This is a genomic window from Streptococcus sp. k-90, from assembly GCF_013277565.1.
Classification (GTDB): domain Bacteria; phylum Bacillota; class Bacilli; order Lactobacillales; family Streptococcaceae; genus Streptococcus.
On sequence record NZ_VMNE01000019.1, the window covers coordinates 55139 to 72544 of the forward strand.

The following is a 17406-nucleotide window of genomic DNA, read 5'->3' on the forward strand; positions in this document are numbered from 1 at the left end:
TCTCCTATAATAAATCGTTTAATGCATTTTGCATTTCTTCAAGTTCACTTTGCTTTTCATCAAAGTAAATTTCATTAGCTAGTAATCGCTGTTTGAAATCAATCTTTGAATTAGAAAACTCTTGATCAACATTGCCAAGTAGTTCTCTTAGTTTTTGATGGTTCTTAGCCATCTTACTGAAGATATCATTTCGCTTAACAGCAACATTTTTCTCGGCAACAAAAATTTGAACATCCTGAATTCTTAGCAATTCGTTCTTCTTATCAGCTTGTTGTTTTTTGTTCTCATCTTGTAGTTTCCTTGATATAAAGCCATCAAGTCCGTTAATAATTATCGCTCCCAAGATTCCAGTTAGTAAACTTGCAAAGAACATCCCTAAAATATTAGCAATTGTTCCTAGAAGTTTTATTTCAAAAGTCATACCTGGTATCTTATTTAAGAACTGTTCAAAATATTCTCCTAAAAACATTGCGCCTACACCTACTAATGCGGATGTAATAATTTTTGAAACATGGGCAATTTTAATTGCAGTAGAATGAGATTGATTTTCAGGGTTTGATAGATAAGAGATACTTTCTCTAATTGAACCAAATAATTGTTTTACCAAATTTGGTAACTTTCTTAGTTTTTCAGCGAAAGCACCAATAATTTCTCCTACGATGCTTCCAACAAAACTATCTACACCAACTTTAATAAAATCTTTGATTTTACCAAAAAATGAATGAAGAGATTTTTTCATTTCCTTAAGAAATGTATCAAAAGATTGTTTTTTTGATTTAAAATATCTCACTAAAGCATTCATAATTTCTTTCAACATTCCAAATAAAGCAGCAACCAACATAGCTTTTATAGCATCTTTACCAGCTTTATTAACCATTTTTACAGGTGCTTTTTTTGCAATATGTTTATTAATAGAGTTATTTGCTCTTTCCTCAGTTTTTAGCATTTTCTCTGAATCAGCCGCTAATTTATCATTTAACCTTTTTTCATTTTCCGCTTTTAAATTTTTCTTTTCTGAATCTGAAATATTTTTCTTATCAATTTTCTCATTGGCTCTTTGAACTTGATCCCTAAGTTTTTTTTCTCTCGCTTCTCTATTCTTTATATAGTCACTATTGGATGTTGCTCCTTTACTTTTATTCAGCGATTCATTAGTTGCTGCAAAATTTTCCTTTTTATTTGCTAAATCAGCAGTTTCAATATCAGCGATTTTTCTCCAATTATTATCAAATATTTTTTTACGAGGAACAACATGATCCAAATTAGCCTTCTCATTTATTTTTAAAGTTTTACCAGTATATTCATCCTTTAAATTATTGGATTTTTGCTTTTCTTTCATAGCTTTATTTGCATCAGTATATCTTTTATCATTCAGTATCTTAGTTCCCTCTTCTTTTGTATAACCATTAGGATGCTTATCATTATACTGCTTAAGAAGAGTATCACTTGTCATATCTAAACCAATTTGATTCGCAAATTGATTCCATATTTCATCTAAAATAGCATCCCCTAATTTATCTGGGGAATTAATTTCTTTACATTCCAATTCCAATTTTTCAAGATTAGAAAACTCAGTTGTAAATTGTTGTTCCAGTAGTTCTTCTAACTCATCGTAGTTTAAATTTTCAGACTCATATACTTCTTCTGCATTCAATACTAATAATTCATTTTCCACTGTTTTCTACTCCCCCTTCAGCGCTTCAAACTTTGCTTTCATGGTTGGATTTTTTCGAGTTAGTTTTTTTACTGAAACGTCTTCCAATTTATTGTTTGCGAGGCGGAGTTGGTTTTCGGATGTGGTTAGGAACTTCTTAACCTCTTCCATGCGTTTGATAGCCTTGTCGATTTCATCGATTGCCTTACCAAAGTTAGTAGAAGCTGAATTATAGTTCTTAGCAAAGGCCTGTTTAAAGGCATCCAAGTCTTCCTCAAAATGTGTAATATCTATATTTTGTTCACGGACAAGTGCCAACTCTTGCTTGTATTTTAGGGAATTAAGCGCCGCATTGCGTAATAAACCAATCAATTGAATAAAGAACTGAGGACGAACCACATACATCTTTTCATACTCGTGGCTGACGTCAACAATCCCTGTGTTAAAATAGTCATTATCAGCCTCAAGCATAGACACCAAAACCGCATATTCACAGTTCTTCTCCCGACGGTCCTTGTCTAATTCCTTATAAAAATCTGCATTCTTGTGCTTCTTCTCTGTTCCATCTGCTTCATTTTTCATCTCAAACATGATGGAAATAATTTCGACCCCATTTTCATCGCATTCACGGAAGATAAAGTCTCCTTTAGAACCACGCGCAGAGACCTTGTTATCCTTCTCAAAGTAGGCATTTGGAAAGGCAAAACTGCGTACCTTGTTAAACTCACTCTCTGCATAGTGTTCCAGACTTTCCCCTATAGCTTTTGTAGATTGTTGGGCTTTGAAATTCTTATAGAACTCGACCTGTTCACTAGCTGCTTTGAGCTGTGCTTCATAGTTGTGTTTAACAGAAGCCAAAGACAACTCGTTTTCCTTTTCTTGCAAGAGGAGCTGATTTTTGACCTGGTCTCGTTCTTTTTCTAAGTCAGAAAGGGTCTTTTGTAATTGATTTTCATGCTCTAAACGCAAGGTAGCCAGTTGGTTTTCCAAGGCCTGCACTTCCTTGTCCTTTGCTAATAAAGCCTCAAGGCTTGTCTGTTCAACCTCTTTCTTGGCCAATTCTTTTTCTGTATCAAAGTTTTGGATTTGACTCTGCAGTTGCGCAATTTCTTGGTCTTTTTGAGCCAGTTTAGACTGTTGTTCATTCATGGCCTTTTGCTCAGTCAAGGCCAGTTCCTGCTTCATCCGATCATGCAGTTCCTTATCAAACTCTGCTGTTCTTACTTGAGACAGAAGTTCGGCATACTGACTTTCATTTACTGTAAAGACTTCCCCACAGTTGGGACATTTGATTTCGTTCATATCGTTCCTCTTTCTAGACTTCTTTAACCATTATATCATGCCTGAAGGAAAATCAAAAACAGTGAGTCGAAACCCACTGTTTATCTACTTTTACTTTAAATTTTTTCCAAGGCCAAGCGCAAATCTTCGATCAAATCCTCTACATTTTCAAGTCCGATAGACAAGCGGATTTGGTTTGGTGTGACACCTGCTGCTTCTAGGTCTTTGTCTGACAACTGACCGTGAGTGGTTGTGGCTGGATGAACAACAAGCGATTTAGCATCTGCCACATTTGCAAGATCAGAGAAGATTTCTAAATGATCAATTACCTTGCGTGCTTCTGCCTCCCCACCTTTGACATGGAAGGTAAAGATTGAGCCTACACCTTTAGGCAAGTATTTCTCAGCCAAGGCATGGTAAGGACTATCAGCAAGTTTTGGATAGTTGACTTTTTCTACCTTAGGATGGTTGACAAGGAAATCAACAATTTTCTCTGCATTTTGCACATGACGTTCGACACGGAGAGAAAGGGTTTCCAGTCCTTGAAGCAAGAGGAAGGCATTGAATGGTGACAAGGCTGCACCTGTATCACGGAGCAATTGAACACGAACAGCGATAATAAAGGCAGCCGCACCTACATCACGAGTATAGCTCAAGTTATGGTAGCTTGGGTCTTCCTCAACAAATTGAGAGAATTTCCCTGAAGCTGCCCAGTCAAAACGACCGCTATCGACAATTACTCCTCCAATAGTCGTACCATGCCCACCGATAAACTTAGTCGCAGAATGAATAGCAATATCTACACCGTAAGAAAAAACGTTAATCAAATAAGGTGTAGCAAATGTATTGTCAGAAACAAGTGGAATCTGATGCTTATGCGCAATCTCAGCCAATTTTTCCAAGTCAGGAATGTTAATCAAGGGATTGCCCAAGGTTTCAATCAAGACAAGCTTGGTATTGTCATTGATAGCTGCTTCCACTTCCTCCAAATCATCAACATCGACGAAGGTTGTTGTGATCCCATAACGAGGAAGGGTTTCTTTCAAGAGATTGAAGGTTCCACCGTAAATAGTTGATGCTGCTACTACATGATCACCAGCATGTGCAAGAGCCAAAATCGTATAAGTAACCGCGGCCATACCTGATGCTGTTGCAAGAGCTCCAACACCACCTTCAAGGGCAGCAATTCTTTCTTCAAAGGCAGCTGTTGTAGGGTTGGTGATACGAGTATAGATATTACCTGGTTTTCTCAAGGCAAACAAATCGGCACCCTCCTGCGTGTCTTCAAAAACGAAGGATGTTGTTTGATAAATCGGCACTGCACGAGACTTAGTTGCTGGATCCACAACTTGACCAGCATGTAGTTGTAGAGTTTCAAATTTAAAATCACGAGTCATAAGGCGACCTCCATATAGTTTCATTAAGGATATTGTAGCACTATCGACCTATCTTGACTAATACCTCTTTTCTATATTTTGATATAAGGAGTAGCTATTGCTTCTTACAAAACGAAAAAGCACGATTCAATCGTGCTCATTTCCTTAATCTACATAAGTATCTTCGTTTTTATTGAGGAAGGCATATGGAAGACCCATCAAGAAACCACCACCAATCAAGTTTCCAACAAAGGTTACACCCCAGTGACGAAGCATATTTCCAACACCGAAATTAGCAATTGAATCAGCAGCAACACTGAATTTTACAATCGCAAAAGAAGCAAAGTTCGCAGCAATGTGCTCATTTGTTAAGAATACAAACATGTAAATTGCTGATAAAACTAGCCAAAGTTTGGCACCACCATCTTTGACCAAAACAAATGAAAGAATCGCAATATTTACGAAAATATTGGCCAAAATCGCCTCAAGTAAGACTAATTCATTTGAGCGACCTAACTTCATCTCAACAACCCCTGAAATGAAACTATCGTGAGTCAGATGTGCATAGGCTGCCGAATGAGCAAAGCCCCAACCTGCTATCAAAGCCCCGATAAGGTTAAACAAGGTACAGTAAAGTAAAATCTCAGCTGTTTTTCTCCAAGAGATTTTTTTCAAGAAACTACCAGCAGTCAAGAACATCATATTTGATGTTACCAACTCGGCATTCAAGAAAACAATGTAGGCCAATCCCCAAGCAAAGACAAATGGGAAGAGGAAGCGTCCACTACCTGGTGCAATTTTATTAATCAAATCAGCCCCAACTGCACCAGCAGCTGTACTGAAGGTTAAAAATGCACCTGCGAACATCGAACGAATCGCATACTTAAATTTGCTCTGACTATAAAGACTTTCTTTCTTCTTGCAAGCAAATTCAATCTTTGAGATAAATTCTGAAGAAACCATAATAAACTCCTGAAACTTTTATTTGTGATAATTATAACATAAAATAGATATAATGAAAAGCCTTTCCTAATTGTATTTTTTCTAAATCTTAAAATTTTAGAAATCGTTTACATTGTTTTAATAACAAACTTTTAGAATTTTTAATTATCAGAATCTAGAGATTGAGTGGAATAACTTTTATCCTATTTAATATATTTTATTGTTACAATTTAAAAACGATTTTCTCTGCAAGCCTATTTTGTAAAAGAAAAAGAGAGAATCGTTCTGATTCTCCCTGATACACTAACTCTTCTTAATCAACATATGTATCTTCATTCTTATTTAGAAAGGCATATGGTAAACCAATCATAAGTCCTCCACCTATAAAGTTAGCAATGAAGGTTACTCCCCAATGTCGAAGGATATTTACCAAATCAAAATGAGGTACTTGATCAGCAATCATGCTGAATTTCATAATACTGAAAGAAGCAAAATTGGCAGCAATGTGCTCATTGGACAAAAAGACAAACATGGAAATAGCTGATAAAATGATCCATAGTTTGGCGGCACCATCTTTGACTAGTATAGATGAAAGAATAGCAATATTTACAAATACATTGGCAAGAATTCCCTCAAGCAAGACCAAATCACTTGGACGCGCCAATTTCTTGGCTACAAGCTTAGGAAGGAAACTATCATGGGTCAAATGGGAAAAGGCTGACGAGTTGGCAAAGGCCCATCCAGCTACCAAGGCACCAATTAGATTAAAATAGAGTACAGTATAGTAAAATGATTACTGCCTTTTTCCAATCCATCTTTTTTAAAAATGCGCCTGCTGTTAGGTACATCATGTTGGATGTAACTAACTCAGCATTTAGAAAAACGATATAAACAAGTCCCCAAGCAAAAACAAATGGGAAAAGAAAATACCCACTACTTGGAATAATACTGTTTAATAAATCCGCACCAATAGCTCCAGCTGCTGTACTAAAGGTTAAAAAAGCACCTGCAAACATGGAACGAATCGCATACTTGAACTTACTTTGATTGAAAAGACTTTCTTTCTTATGACAATAATAATCTATCTTCGAAATAAACTCTGAAGAACTCATAAACATCCCCTAACTCTTTATATTTGTTATTATAACATAAAAAGCAAAGAAATAATAATTTTTTAAAATTTAACTATTTATATCTACTTTAAGATTACACACTTTGTATTATTAGTTATGGTATAAAAAGAGTCAACAACCTCCACCTTTGTTTCAATCTGTCTTTAAAACATTTCTTAAGGATAAAGCTAAAATCATCACCATCCCTCAATGAGAGTATTCCAAAACCCAAGTAAGATTACTAGTAACATCATTAAACTTAATATTTTTGATTTTCAGAATATTATATTAGATTGAATCTAGAATCGCACAATATCTCTTCCAAAATATTTATAGAAATTGCTTTAAATTCCTTAATCAATTTGTTCAGATTCTATTTCAATATACTATAACAACTGCAATAAACAAATTTTCATAGCTCTAAATATAAAATGGAGAAGACATGGATTGTCCTCTCCAGATATTATCTTTTCACTGACTTATCTTAACTAAATTGTTTATATGGTTGATTGAAAGCTGTTAGAATTTCATCAGATGTCTGTGAATAATCTTTTGTTTCTTTCAAATCACCTTTTACAATAATACGTTCTGTAGCGGCAAGGTCTTCACAGGTTACTAATGTGATCTCATTGACCCCTTCTCTATCATCAACCTCATCAACACGATCTGGTGTAACACGTTTGACTTCACGTATTTCATAAGTATAAACTTTATTTTTATCAGTTAGATAAATTTTCATACCATTTTTAGCGTTATCCAAAGGAGAGAATAACATTTTATTAGCATTATCAACACCAAAAATATGATGACTAGCTAGACTATAATTTCCTTCCCCCATAACTTGATCTCGCTTCATAGTACCTGCACCATAATATAGATTTACGTTATTCAATCCTTTAAAAATTGGCAGATTCATTTCTAATTCAGGAATAGCAATTCCACCAATAACTGGTAATTTTTGAGTATCCCATTGAGAAGCTAAAACAGCTTCAGAAGAAATTGCTTTGACCGAATCAAAATCAAAATTTCCTTCGGTTTCTTGATTTTCTTCTAATTTCTCTTTTGAGACCTGACTAACTTGATACTTATTAGTATTCCAAACCATAACCATATCACGCAGTTTAGCATTAAAAATCAAAGCAATTGATAATAGAATCAAAAATCCTGCTAAAATATTGATTAGTAAATTTTTACGATTTGTTTTCTTTTTATTCTTTTTATGAGACATTATGCTTCACCTTCTGTTTCGTTTTCTGTCCCAACTTCTTCTTTTTCTGCTGCTGCAACCGTAGTAAAGGTTACAATTTTAGCATCTTGATCCAGGCGCATCACTTTAACTCCCATAGTTGAGCGACCTGTTTGTGAAATATTGGCAACATTGGTTCGAATCATGACACCCGTATCAGTGATAATCATCAAGTCTTCATCGCCTTTAACTGTTAAAAGACCTGATAGAGGACCATTTTTTTCAGCTACATTAGCCGTCTTCATCCCTTTACCACCACGACCTTTTGTTGGATATTCAGTCGCAACTGTACGCTTCCCATATCCTTTTTCAGTAATAATAAGAACTTCATCTTGATCAGTAATTACGCTCGCTCCGACTACTGTATCTCCATCACGGAGGTTAACACCTTTCACACCAGTGGCGATACGACTCATGCCACGAACAGCTGATTGATTAAAGCGAACTGCATAACCAAACTTGGTCCCAATGATAATATCCGTATCTTCTTCTGTCAACAAGACATTAATCAACTCATCTTCGTCCTTGAGATTCAAAGCCTTGAGACCATTCTGACGAATGTTAGCAAATTCCTTGACGCTGGTTCTCTTCACGATACCATGACGGGTTGTGAAGAAGAGATAGGCTTCATCACTGCGTTCAGATTCAACATTGATGATAGTCTGGATACTTTCGCCTTCATCCAATTTCAAAAGATTGACAATCGGCAATCCCTTGGCAGTACGGCCATATTCAGGAATTTCATATCCTTTAAGGCGATAGACTCGACCTTTATTTGTGAAGAAGAGTAGATGATCATGAGTGCTAGTTGACACTAACTCTCGGACAAAATCATCATCCTTAACCCCGGTTCCTTGAACACCACGACCCCCACGTTTTTGAGCAGTAAACTCGGCTTGATCCAGACGTTTGATGTAGCCCTTATTAGAAAGCGTAATCAAGACATCCGATTCTTCAATCAGATCCTCATCTTCGAGGCTTAAGACTTCACCGACCATCAACTCTGTACGACGTTGGTCGCCAAACTTACGCTTAACTTCGTCCAATTCATCTTTGATGATTTGAGAAACACGCTCTGGCTTAGCAAGAATATCGGCTAAATCCGCAATCAGAGCTAAGAGGTCATCATACTCAGACTGAATCTTGTCACGTTCCAAACCTGTCAAACGACGAAGACGCATATCAAGGATGGCCTGACTTTGACGTTCAGAAAGCTTAAACTTGCTCATCAACTCAGCTTGTGCTTCCGCATCTGTTTCACTAGCACGGATGATACGAATCACTTCGTCGATGTGGTCTAGTGCGATTAAGAGACCTTCTAAAATATGAGCACGCGCTTCTGCTTTTTCCTTATCAAAACGTGTACGACGAACAACCACTTCTTTTTGGTGCTCAATATATGCATCCAAAATCTGACGAAGAGATAAAATCTTCGGTACCCCATTTTGGATTGCAAGCATATTAAAACCAAAGTTGGTTTGCATCTGGGTCATCTTGAAGAGGTTGTTGAGGATAACATTGGCTGAGGCATCACGCTTGACTTCAATAACAAATCGAACCCCTTCACGGTTTGACTCATCACGTACTGCTGTAATCCCCTCAATACGTTTTTCCTGAACCAAGCGAACAATATGCTCATGCACCTTGGTTTTATTAACCATGTAAGGAAATTCTGTTACAACGATGCGCTCACGGCCAGTCTTAGTTTCTTCGATTTCAGTACGAGAACGAAGAACAATCGAACCTTTACCTGTTTCGTAAGCTTTATGGATACCTGATTTCCCCATAACAAGGGCACCAGTTGGAAAATCTGGCCCAGGCAAGACTTCCATCAAATCCTTAGTGGTCACTTCAGGATTATCCATGACCAACTTCACTGCATCAATGGTTTCACCCAAATTGTGAGGTGGAATATTGGTAGCCATCCCAACAGCAATACCAGTTGCTCCATTAACCAAAAGGTTTGGAAAACGAGCTGGCAAGACCAAGGGTTCACGTTCATTGGCATCATAGTTATCAACGAAATCAACCGTATTCTTATTGATATCACGAAGCATCTCTAGAGCAATCTTGCTCATACGTGCCTCTGTATAACGTTGGGCGGCAGCACCATCCCCATCCATGGAACCAAAGTTTCCATGCCCATCTACAAGCATATAACGGTAGCTCCACCATTGAGCCATACGAACCATAGCTTCATAGATAGAGGAGTCCCCGTGTGGGTGATATTTACCCATGACATCCCCTGTAATACGAGCAGATTTTTTATGAGGTTTGTCTGGGGTAACACCTAATTCATTCATTCCATAGAGAATCCGACGGTGAACAGGTTTCAAGCCATCTCGAACATCAGGAAGAGCCCGCGCTACGATAACACTCATGGCGTAATCGATAAAGCTTGTTTTCATCTCCTTTGTCAGATTGACATTCACTAAATTTTTATCCTGCATTAATAAATGCCTCATTTCACAATTAGTAATCAGTTATATTATACCATATTGTATCCTATATTTCAGCCATCTACCCTGCTAAAACGTTTACATCAAGAACTGCAAGGCATATTCGTGACAAAGTTTTTTAAAAGTGATAGAATGAATCTATCTGGGAAAATCCCTAAATAAAATTAAGGAGATGTTTAGACAAATGACACTAACTAAACAACACAAAAAAGTTATCCTTGTTGGTGATGGTGCCGTAGGTTCATCTTACGCTTTCGCTCTTGTTACTCAAGGAATCGCACAAGAACTTGGTATTATTGAAATTCCTCAATTGTTTGAAAAAGCTGTTGGTGATGCTGAAGACCTTAGCCATGCGCTTGCATTTACTTCACCAAAGAAAATCTACGCTGCTAAGTACGAAGACTGTGCGGACGCTGATCTTGTTGTTATCACAGCCGGTGCTCCTCAAAAACCAGGTGAAACTCGTCTTGACCTTGTAGGTAAAAACCTTGCAATTAACAAATCTATCGTTGAGCAAGTTGTTGCTTCAGGTTTTGATGGTATCTTCCTTGTTGCAGCTAACCCAGTAGATGTCTTGACTTATTCAACTTGGAAATTCTCTGGATTCCCTAAAGAACGCGTTATCGGTTCAGGTACTTCACTTGACTCAGCACGTTTCCGTCAAGCACTTGCTGAAAAAATTGGTGTAGATGCACGTTCAGTTCACGCCTACATCATGGGTGAGCACGGTGACTCTGAGTTTGCCGTTTGGTCACACGCTAACGTTGCCGGTGTAAAATTGGAACAATGGTTGCAAGCTAACCGTGACTTGGATGAAGCTGACCTAGTAGAACTTTTCATCTCAGTTCGCGACGCTGCTTACTCAATCATCAACAAGAAAGGTGCTACATACTACGGTATCGCAGTAGCTCTTGCTCGTATAACAAAAGCTATCCTTGATGATGAAAATGCAGTTCTTCCACTTTCTGTATTCCAAGAAGGTCAATATGGTGTTGAGAACGTCTTTATCGGTCAACCAGCTATCGTTGGAGCACACGGTATCGTTCGTCCAGTAAACATTCCATTGAACGACGCAGAAACTCAAAAAATGCAAGCATCTGCAAAAGAATTGCAAGCTATCATTGATGAAGCATGGAAAAATCCTGAATTCCAAGCTGCTTCAAAAAACTAATCTAGCTATAGACAACTCCTTGAATTATCAGGGGGTTGTTTTTTTGTATTTAGAAATAGAATCTGAACAAATTGCTTAAGGGATTTAAAGAAATTTCTATAAATATTTTAGAAGCGATATTGTGCGATTCTAGATTCAATCTACTATAATATCTGTTTTACGTTCGTTTCTACAAGGCAGCAGCACTTGTGTAAGCCATAGAAACGTTAAAACAACAACTGTAATCTACACTCATATTACAAATATCAGTGATTGATTCACTTGATACTGTCTCATTAAATAGCAAGTAAAAAGTTTTGCCCATAGACAAAAAAATAGCCCATCATACAGGCTAGAAGCTTGATATGATAGACTATTTATCTTTTAATTAACGGACTGTACGGATACGCATTGTGTTTGTACGAACAGCTTCTCCAACTGGTACACCAGCAACGATAACGATATCATCACCAGATTCTACAAGACCTGCTTCAACTGCTTTACGTTCAGCAATTTCGAACATATCATCAGTTGATGATGGAGCATCTGTCAACATTGGGATAACACCCCAGTTCAACATCAAGCCACGTTCTGTCAATTCGTCAAATGTCAATGCCAAGATATCAGCATTTGGACGGTATTTAGAGATCAAACGTGCAGTGTGTCCAGTTTTAGTAAGTGTTACAACCAATTTAATGTCCATTGAGTTAGTAGCATCTTTAACAGCTGAAGCCATTACTTCTGTCTTAGAGTTACGTTCAAATGAATCTGAGTTCAGACGTCCGTATTCGTTAAGAAGAGTTTGAGCATTCTTGTCGATTGTAGCCATTGTAGCTACTGACTCAAGAGGGTATTTACCATTTGCAGACTCACCTGAAAGCATTGTAGCGTCAGTACCGTCGATAACAGCGTTAAATACGTCTGATACTTCTGAACGAGTTGCACGTGGTTTTTCAGTCATTGTTTCAAGCATGTTTGTTGCAGTGATAACAACCTTACCTGCAGCATTAACTTTCTTGATAATCATTTTTTGGTAAACTGGAACCATTTCGAACGGTACTTCGATACCCATGTCACCACGAGCAATCATGATACCATCAGCAGCTTCGATGATTTCATCCAAGTTGTCGATACCTTGTTGGTTTTCGATTTTAGCGAACAATTGAACGTGTCCGTTTCCAGTTTCTTTACAGATTGCACGAACTTCGTTGACGTCTTTTGCAGTACGTACGAATGAAATCGCGATGAAGTTAATTCCTTGTTCAAGACCAAAACGGATATCATCGTTATCACGTTCAGCAAGTGCTGGGAATGGAATTTTAGTGTTAGGGATGTTCACACCTTTTTGTTTAGCGATGACACCATCGTTTTCAACTTCTACGATAAATTCGCGAGCCGCATCGTCTTTTTCGATAACACGAAGACCAAGTTTACCATCGTCAACCAATACTTGGCGTCCAACTTCAACATCATCGTAAATATCAAGGGCACCAGCAACGTTCAAAGCAATCACTTCACGAGTTGATTGGATACCTTGTTTAGTAGCAACACGGATTTTTTCACCAGTTACGTAAGAGTATTCTTTAGCATCGCCTTCGAATAATTCTGTACGGATTTCTGGTCCTTTAGTATCAAGAAGGAAACCAACTTTTTTACCTGCAAGTTTTTCAGCAAGTTTAACAGTTGCCATACGGTCACCTTGTTCTTGGTGGTCACCGTGTGAGAAGTTGAAACGGAATGTATTAGCACCAGCTTCAATCAATTTAGCAATGTTTTTAGCAGAAGCTTCAACATCAAGTTTTCCACTCCAGTATCCGTCATCACCGAATTTTTTACCACCACGGATTTCTACCGCAGGTCCTAAAGTTGCAACGATTTTTACACGTTTGTTCATGATTTTTGTGACTCCTTTATATATATGACCTCTTTGGCCTTATTGACTAATTTTTTAATTATGACAAGCTCTTATTCAAGCTAGATAGCTCAATATCTGCTTTGTGTGGATTGTTAACCACAATCTTACCATCTTCAGTAAGACTAAACAATGCACCTTCTTCTGCAGTTCCAAGAATTGGGTTTTCAACCATTTTTTCGTTACGAATACCAACCGCAACACCACCGATACCTTTTTTAAGAAGTTTAACGGCATGAGCACCCATACGTGATGCTAAAACACGGTCACGCGCAGTTGGAGAACCACCACGTTGAATATGTCCAAGTTCTGTCACACGAAGGTCGCTTGTATCTCCAGCTTCTTTCAGTTTTTGACCAAATTCAGCCGCTGACATCACACCTTCAGCCAAGACGATGATATTGTGTTTTTTACCACACTCATAACCAGCTTTGATACTTGCTACGATATCTTCCATCTTGAAGCCTTCTTCAGGGATGATAATTTCGTCAGCACCAGTTGCGATACCTGCCCAAAGAGCGATATCACCTGCGTTACGTCCCATAACTTCGATAACAAAAGTACGACGGTGACTTGATGATGTATCACGAATCTTATCGATAGCGTCCATAGCAGTAGTAACCGCAGTATCAAAACCGATTGTGAAGTCAGTACCAACGATATCGTTATCGATTGTACCTGGAAGACCGATAGCTGGGAAGCCATGTTCAGTCAAACGCATAGCACCGTGGTAAGATCCGTCACCACCGATAACCACTACGCCTTCAATCCCGTGTTTTTTCAATTGCTCAATCCCTTTAAGTTGCCCTTCAAGTTGAGCAAACTCTGGGTAACGAGCTGAGTGAAGGAAAGTACCACCACGAGAAATGATGTCTCCTACTGAAGCAGCATCTAGGGGATGAATTTCACCAGCAACCATTCCAGCATATCCATCATAGATACCAAAAACTTCCATTCCTTCTGAAATTGCTTGACGAACAACTGCGCGGATGGCAGCGTTCATACCAGGGGCGTCTCCACCACTAGTCAAAACAGCAATACGTTTCATTTAGTTTATGCTCCTTTTTCTTTTAACATTCCTACTGATTATATCACATTTAAATGGAAAATTCTTCTATTTTCCGTAATTTTAGCGATAAATCGTTTTCATAACGATTCCACCTAATTTCGCCTCTAATTCATCAGATTTAGCCACAAAATGCTGAGGAGATATAATGGTTTTCCGTTCCTCTTCATACCTGATGATGACTGGAATTGGGCCTTTATATTGCTCTAAAATACGTGAAATTTCTTGATCCGATTCATGATTTTTCACCTGAATCCAAAAGCGCTCAGCCACTGCTTCTCTTATTTCTTGTGCAATCATTTGCAGACGGCCATCACGTGACTGGATTTTCCCTTTGATATAGTAGAATGCTCCCTCTCTTACTTCCTGACCAACCTGTCGATATAAGTCTGAAAAGAGAGTGACATCCAATTTTTTCTTACTGTCATCCACCTGTAAGAAAGCCATATTTTCACCCTTTTTGGTGCGAATTACTTTTATCTTCTGAACTTCAACCAATATAATAGCATAGCTATTTTCTGACAAATTACTAATAGGAGTAATCGGATAAATAGACTTGCTTAAAATAGCTTGTAGGGGATGTTTGCTGACACCTATCCCTAAAAGCTCTTGTTCCATATAGAATTTTTCTTGTTCCGTCCAATCTTCCGATTCTTGCCAGCTATAAATTGTATCACCGAACAAGCTACCTAACTCTTTTACAAATTCAAATAGATTAGCTAAATTATTGAATACTTTTTGACGATTTTTTTCAAATGAATCGAAAAGGCCAACTTTTACCAAAGATTCTAGCAGAGGAAGTTTCAGATAATTCTCAGGTAATTTAGCTACAAAATCTTCAATGTTAGAATAGGGTCTATTTTCAATAATCCAAAGCGCCAAATCTTTGCTGACTCCCTTAATCGATTTCAGACCTAGATAAATGGACTTATTCGCAATTTTATCGTGATAGGGAATAGTGTTGATGGACAGAGGAGCTACTTCAAAACCTGCTTCTAATGCATCTGTTAGGTAATCACTATTGGCAGAATTCAACATGATCTGATAAAAGATAGCTGGATAATGCGTTTTGAAATAGGCCAACTGGAAGGCCAAGGCTGAGTAAGCATAGGCGTGTGACCTGTTAAAACCATAACCAGCAAACTTCTCCATAACATCAAAGACCTGCTCTGCTTTTTCCACAGTATGACCAGCTTCTAATGCCCCTTGAATAAAGGATTCCCTCATCTCATGCATGGCAGAGGCATCCTTTTTCCCCATAGCACGACGCAAAATATCGGCTTTCCCAAGACTAAATCCAGCAAAACGCTGGGCAACCTGCATAACCTGCTCCTGATAGAGCATAATGCCGTAGGTTGGAGCCAAAATATCCTCCAGTACTTGATCCAGAACAGTCACTTCTTCCTGACCATGCTTTCTTGCCACAAAATTATTGATATAGTCACTTGCACCTGGTCGATTTAGGGAAGTAGTCGCTACGACATCTTCAAAACAGACTGGCTGCACACGCTTAAGCAGGCGAATAGCGCCAGGTTGTTCAAATTGAAAGATACCTTTTGTATTACCAGATGCAAATAAAGCCAGCGTTTCTTTGTCTTCCAAATCGATTTCTTCTATTTTCAGATGAATCCCTTCTGTTTCAGCAAGTAACTCTTGCATTTTTTGGACAAAGGTCAAATTTCGTAGTCCCAGAAAGTCCATTTTCAAAAGTCCACTAGCTTCAACTCCATGGGCATCATACTGAGTCAGTGGAATTTCATCACCATGCTTTAGAGGAATGTAGTCGGTCAAATCTTGGTCACTGATCACAACACCAGCCGCATGGACAGATGTTTGTCTTGGATATCCCTCTATCTTGCAAGCAATTTCAAAGGCTTTTTGGTATTCCAACTTACTATTGATTTGCTGACGAAACTGGAGGTTACCCTCATAGGCTGACTTGAGATTGTCCCGAAAACTGATTTTCTTAGTAATTGCGGATAATTCATACTCGGGCACACCAAAGCGTTTCAAAACATCACGCAGAGCCTGCTTGGCTCCAAAGGTTGAAAAAGTAACGATTTGAGCCGCATGTTTACTACCATATTTATTGCCAACATACCTGATAAAATCTGGACGATAAATATCAGGAATATCGATATCAATATCAGGCATGGTATAGCGTTCACGATTGAGGAAGCGTTCAAAAATCAGATTTTTCTCTACCGGGTCAATCCCTGTAATGTCTAAAGCATAGGAAACCAAGCTACCAACCGCGGAACCCCGTCCCATTCCCATATAGTAGCCATTCGAACGTCCGAAACGCAGCAAATCCCAGACAACCAAGAAATAATCATCAAAGCCCATATCATGAATAACAGCCAATTCTTGGTCTAGACGATCTTGATATTCTTTACTAGTCAACCCCTTCTGAGCAAGTCCCAGCTCAGCACGTTCTCTCAACTCTTCTACTGCTGGTCTCGCTGGATTAAAGCGAGGCAGTTTCAAACTAGTATCCAAATCATAATAAATACCTGAAATAAGTTTTTCTAAATTGTCCAAGGCTTGCGGAAAACGTTCTTGGAATAGTTTCTCTAAAGAACTTGCTGATATAAGGACATCTTGTCGTGAGCGTAAGGGAACTTCTCTGAGTGGTAGATTTTCTTTAATCGCTGTTAACACTTGTAGAACTTCTCTATCCCTGCTTTCAAAAGCATTGACCCGATAAAGGGGCAAGATTGGATGATGAAATTCACTTGCTACTGTTTCTGGATAAACCCCAATATAGTAATCACAGCCTAGTTCCAACGACTCAAATCCATCGAAATAAGGTACAATAACCGCGATATCCTCTAGGTATTGGGACAGGACAGACCAAGTTTTCTCACCCTGCATCTTGGCTGTTGAAAGTTTCATCAACTGCTGATAGCCCACACTAGATAGAGCTAAAAAGCGCAAATTCACTTCCTGCTCATCCACTAAAAGAGTCATTTCAAGCCCTAATAAAGGATGAATGCCGTATTTTTTTGTAACCTCTAGAAAGTCGAAAGCCCCATAAAGATTGTCAATATCCATCATAGCCAAATGAGTGTAGCCATATTCTTTAGCTGCTCTCACATACTTGTCTATTGAAATAACACTCTCCATAAAACTATAGACTGTTTTTGTATCTAGTTGTGCGATCAATTTACACTTCTCCTCTATCCTTCTCACTATATTATACCATTTT

10 protein-coding genes and 1 pseudogene are annotated in these 17406 nt (G+C 38.2%); 1 reads left to right on the forward strand and 10 read right to left on the reverse strand.

Translation table 11 applies throughout. The features are described from left to right. Positions 1–4: 4 nt before the first annotated feature. From HT734_RS06445 to gyrA, 7 genes and pseudogenes are all read right to left on the reverse strand, one after another. Entirely contained in the window at positions 5–1675 is a 1671-nt protein-coding gene (locus HT734_RS06445; protein WP_125450995.1) for a hypothetical protein, read from the reverse strand. Positions 1676–1681: 6 nt separating this feature from the next. Next, on the reverse strand, positions 1682–2956 hold the full coding sequence (locus HT734_RS06450) for a DUF2130 domain-containing protein (RefSeq protein ID WP_173277727.1): 1275 nt from the start codon (positions 2954–2956) through the stop codon (positions 1682–1684). Between the two features lie 95 nt (positions 2957–3051). Further along, positions 3052–4332 carry an O-acetylhomoserine aminocarboxypropyltransferase/cysteine synthase family protein gene (locus HT734_RS06455; RefSeq protein ID WP_173277785.1) on the reverse strand — a complete coding sequence of 427 codons (1281 nt, stop codon included), beginning with the start codon at positions 4330–4332 and terminating at the stop codon, positions 3052–3054. Between the two features lie 144 nt (positions 4333–4476). Continuing rightward, complete coding sequence (locus HT734_RS06460; protein WP_125450998.1) at positions 4477–5274, reverse strand: formate/nitrite transporter family protein; 798 nt, start codon at positions 5272–5274, stop codon at positions 4477–4479. 292 nt (positions 5275–5566) lie between these two features. Then, a pseudogene (locus tag HT734_RS06465) lies at positions 5567–6365 on the reverse strand (formate/nitrite transporter family protein). A gap of 484 nt (positions 6366–6849) precedes the next feature. Next, positions 6850–7593, reverse strand: coding sequence for a class A sortase (locus HT734_RS06470; RefSeq protein ID WP_020900678.1), 744 nt, complete (start codon positions 7591–7593; stop codon positions 6850–6852). Further along, complete coding sequence (gene gyrA, locus HT734_RS06475) at positions 7593–10061, reverse strand: DNA gyrase subunit A (protein WP_173277725.1); 2469 nt, start codon at positions 10059–10061, stop codon at positions 7593–7595. Before gyrA ends, HT734_RS06470 begins: the two co-directional genes overlap by 1 nt. 193 nt (positions 10062–10254) lie before the next feature. Here gyrA and HT734_RS06480 point away from each other — a divergent pair, with 193 nt between their 5' ends. Next, entirely contained in the window at positions 10255–11241 is a 987-nt protein-coding gene (locus HT734_RS06480) for an L-lactate dehydrogenase (RefSeq protein ID WP_000176426.1), read from the forward strand. A 367-nt stretch (positions 11242–11608) separates the two neighbouring features. Here the strand turns inward: HT734_RS06480 and pyk are convergent, their stop codons facing one another. The 3 genes from pyk to HT734_RS06495 all read right to left on the reverse strand — a co-directional run bounded on the left by pyk (position 11609) and on the right by HT734_RS06495 (position 17363). After that, a complete protein-coding gene (pyk, locus tag HT734_RS06485; RefSeq protein ID WP_033680160.1) occupies positions 11609–13114 on the reverse strand; it encodes a pyruvate kinase in 1506 nt (501 codons plus the stop codon). Positions 13115–13172: 58 nt separating this feature from the next. Then, positions 13173–14180 carry a 6-phosphofructokinase gene (pfkA, locus tag HT734_RS06490; protein WP_173277724.1) on the reverse strand — a complete coding sequence of 336 codons (1008 nt, stop codon included), beginning with the start codon at positions 14178–14180 and terminating at the stop codon, positions 13173–13175. An 81-nt stretch (positions 14181–14261) separates the two neighbouring features. Continuing rightward, entirely contained in the window at positions 14262–17363 is a 3102-nt protein-coding gene (locus HT734_RS06495; protein WP_173277722.1) for a DNA polymerase III subunit alpha, read from the reverse strand. Between the last annotated feature and the right edge of the window lie 43 nt (positions 17364–17406).

Excerpts from the sequence above, each read along its gene's own strand:
- HT734_RS06480 (WP_000176426.1), top strand. The coding sequence starts at position 10,255 with ATGACACTAACTAAACAACACAAAAAAGTTATCCTTGTTGGTGATGGT.
- pyk (WP_033680160.1), bottom strand. The coding sequence starts at position 13,114 with ATGAACAAACGTGTAAAAATCGTTGCAACTTTAGGACCTGCGGTAGAA.
- HT734_RS06450 (WP_173277727.1), bottom strand. The coding sequence starts at position 2,956 with ATGAACGAAATCAAATGTCCCAACTGTGGGGAAGTCTTTACAGTAAAT.
- HT734_RS06460 (WP_125450998.1), bottom strand. The coding sequence starts at position 5,274 with ATGGTTTCTTCAGAATTTATCTCAAAGATTGAATTTGCTTGCAAGAAG.
- HT734_RS06470 (WP_020900678.1), bottom strand. The coding sequence starts at position 7,593 with ATGTCTCATAAAAAGAATAAAAAGAAAACAAATCGTAAAAATTTACTA.
- HT734_RS06455 (WP_173277785.1), bottom strand. The coding sequence starts at position 4,332 with ATGACTCGTGATTTTAAATTTGAAACTCTACAACTACATGCTGGTCAA.
- gyrA (WP_173277725.1), bottom strand. The coding sequence starts at position 10,061 with ATGCAGGATAAAAATTTAGTGAATGTCAATCTGACAAAGGAGATGAAA.
- pfkA (WP_173277724.1), bottom strand. The coding sequence starts at position 14,180 with ATGAAACGTATTGCTGTTTTGACTAGTGGTGGAGACGCCCCTGGTATG.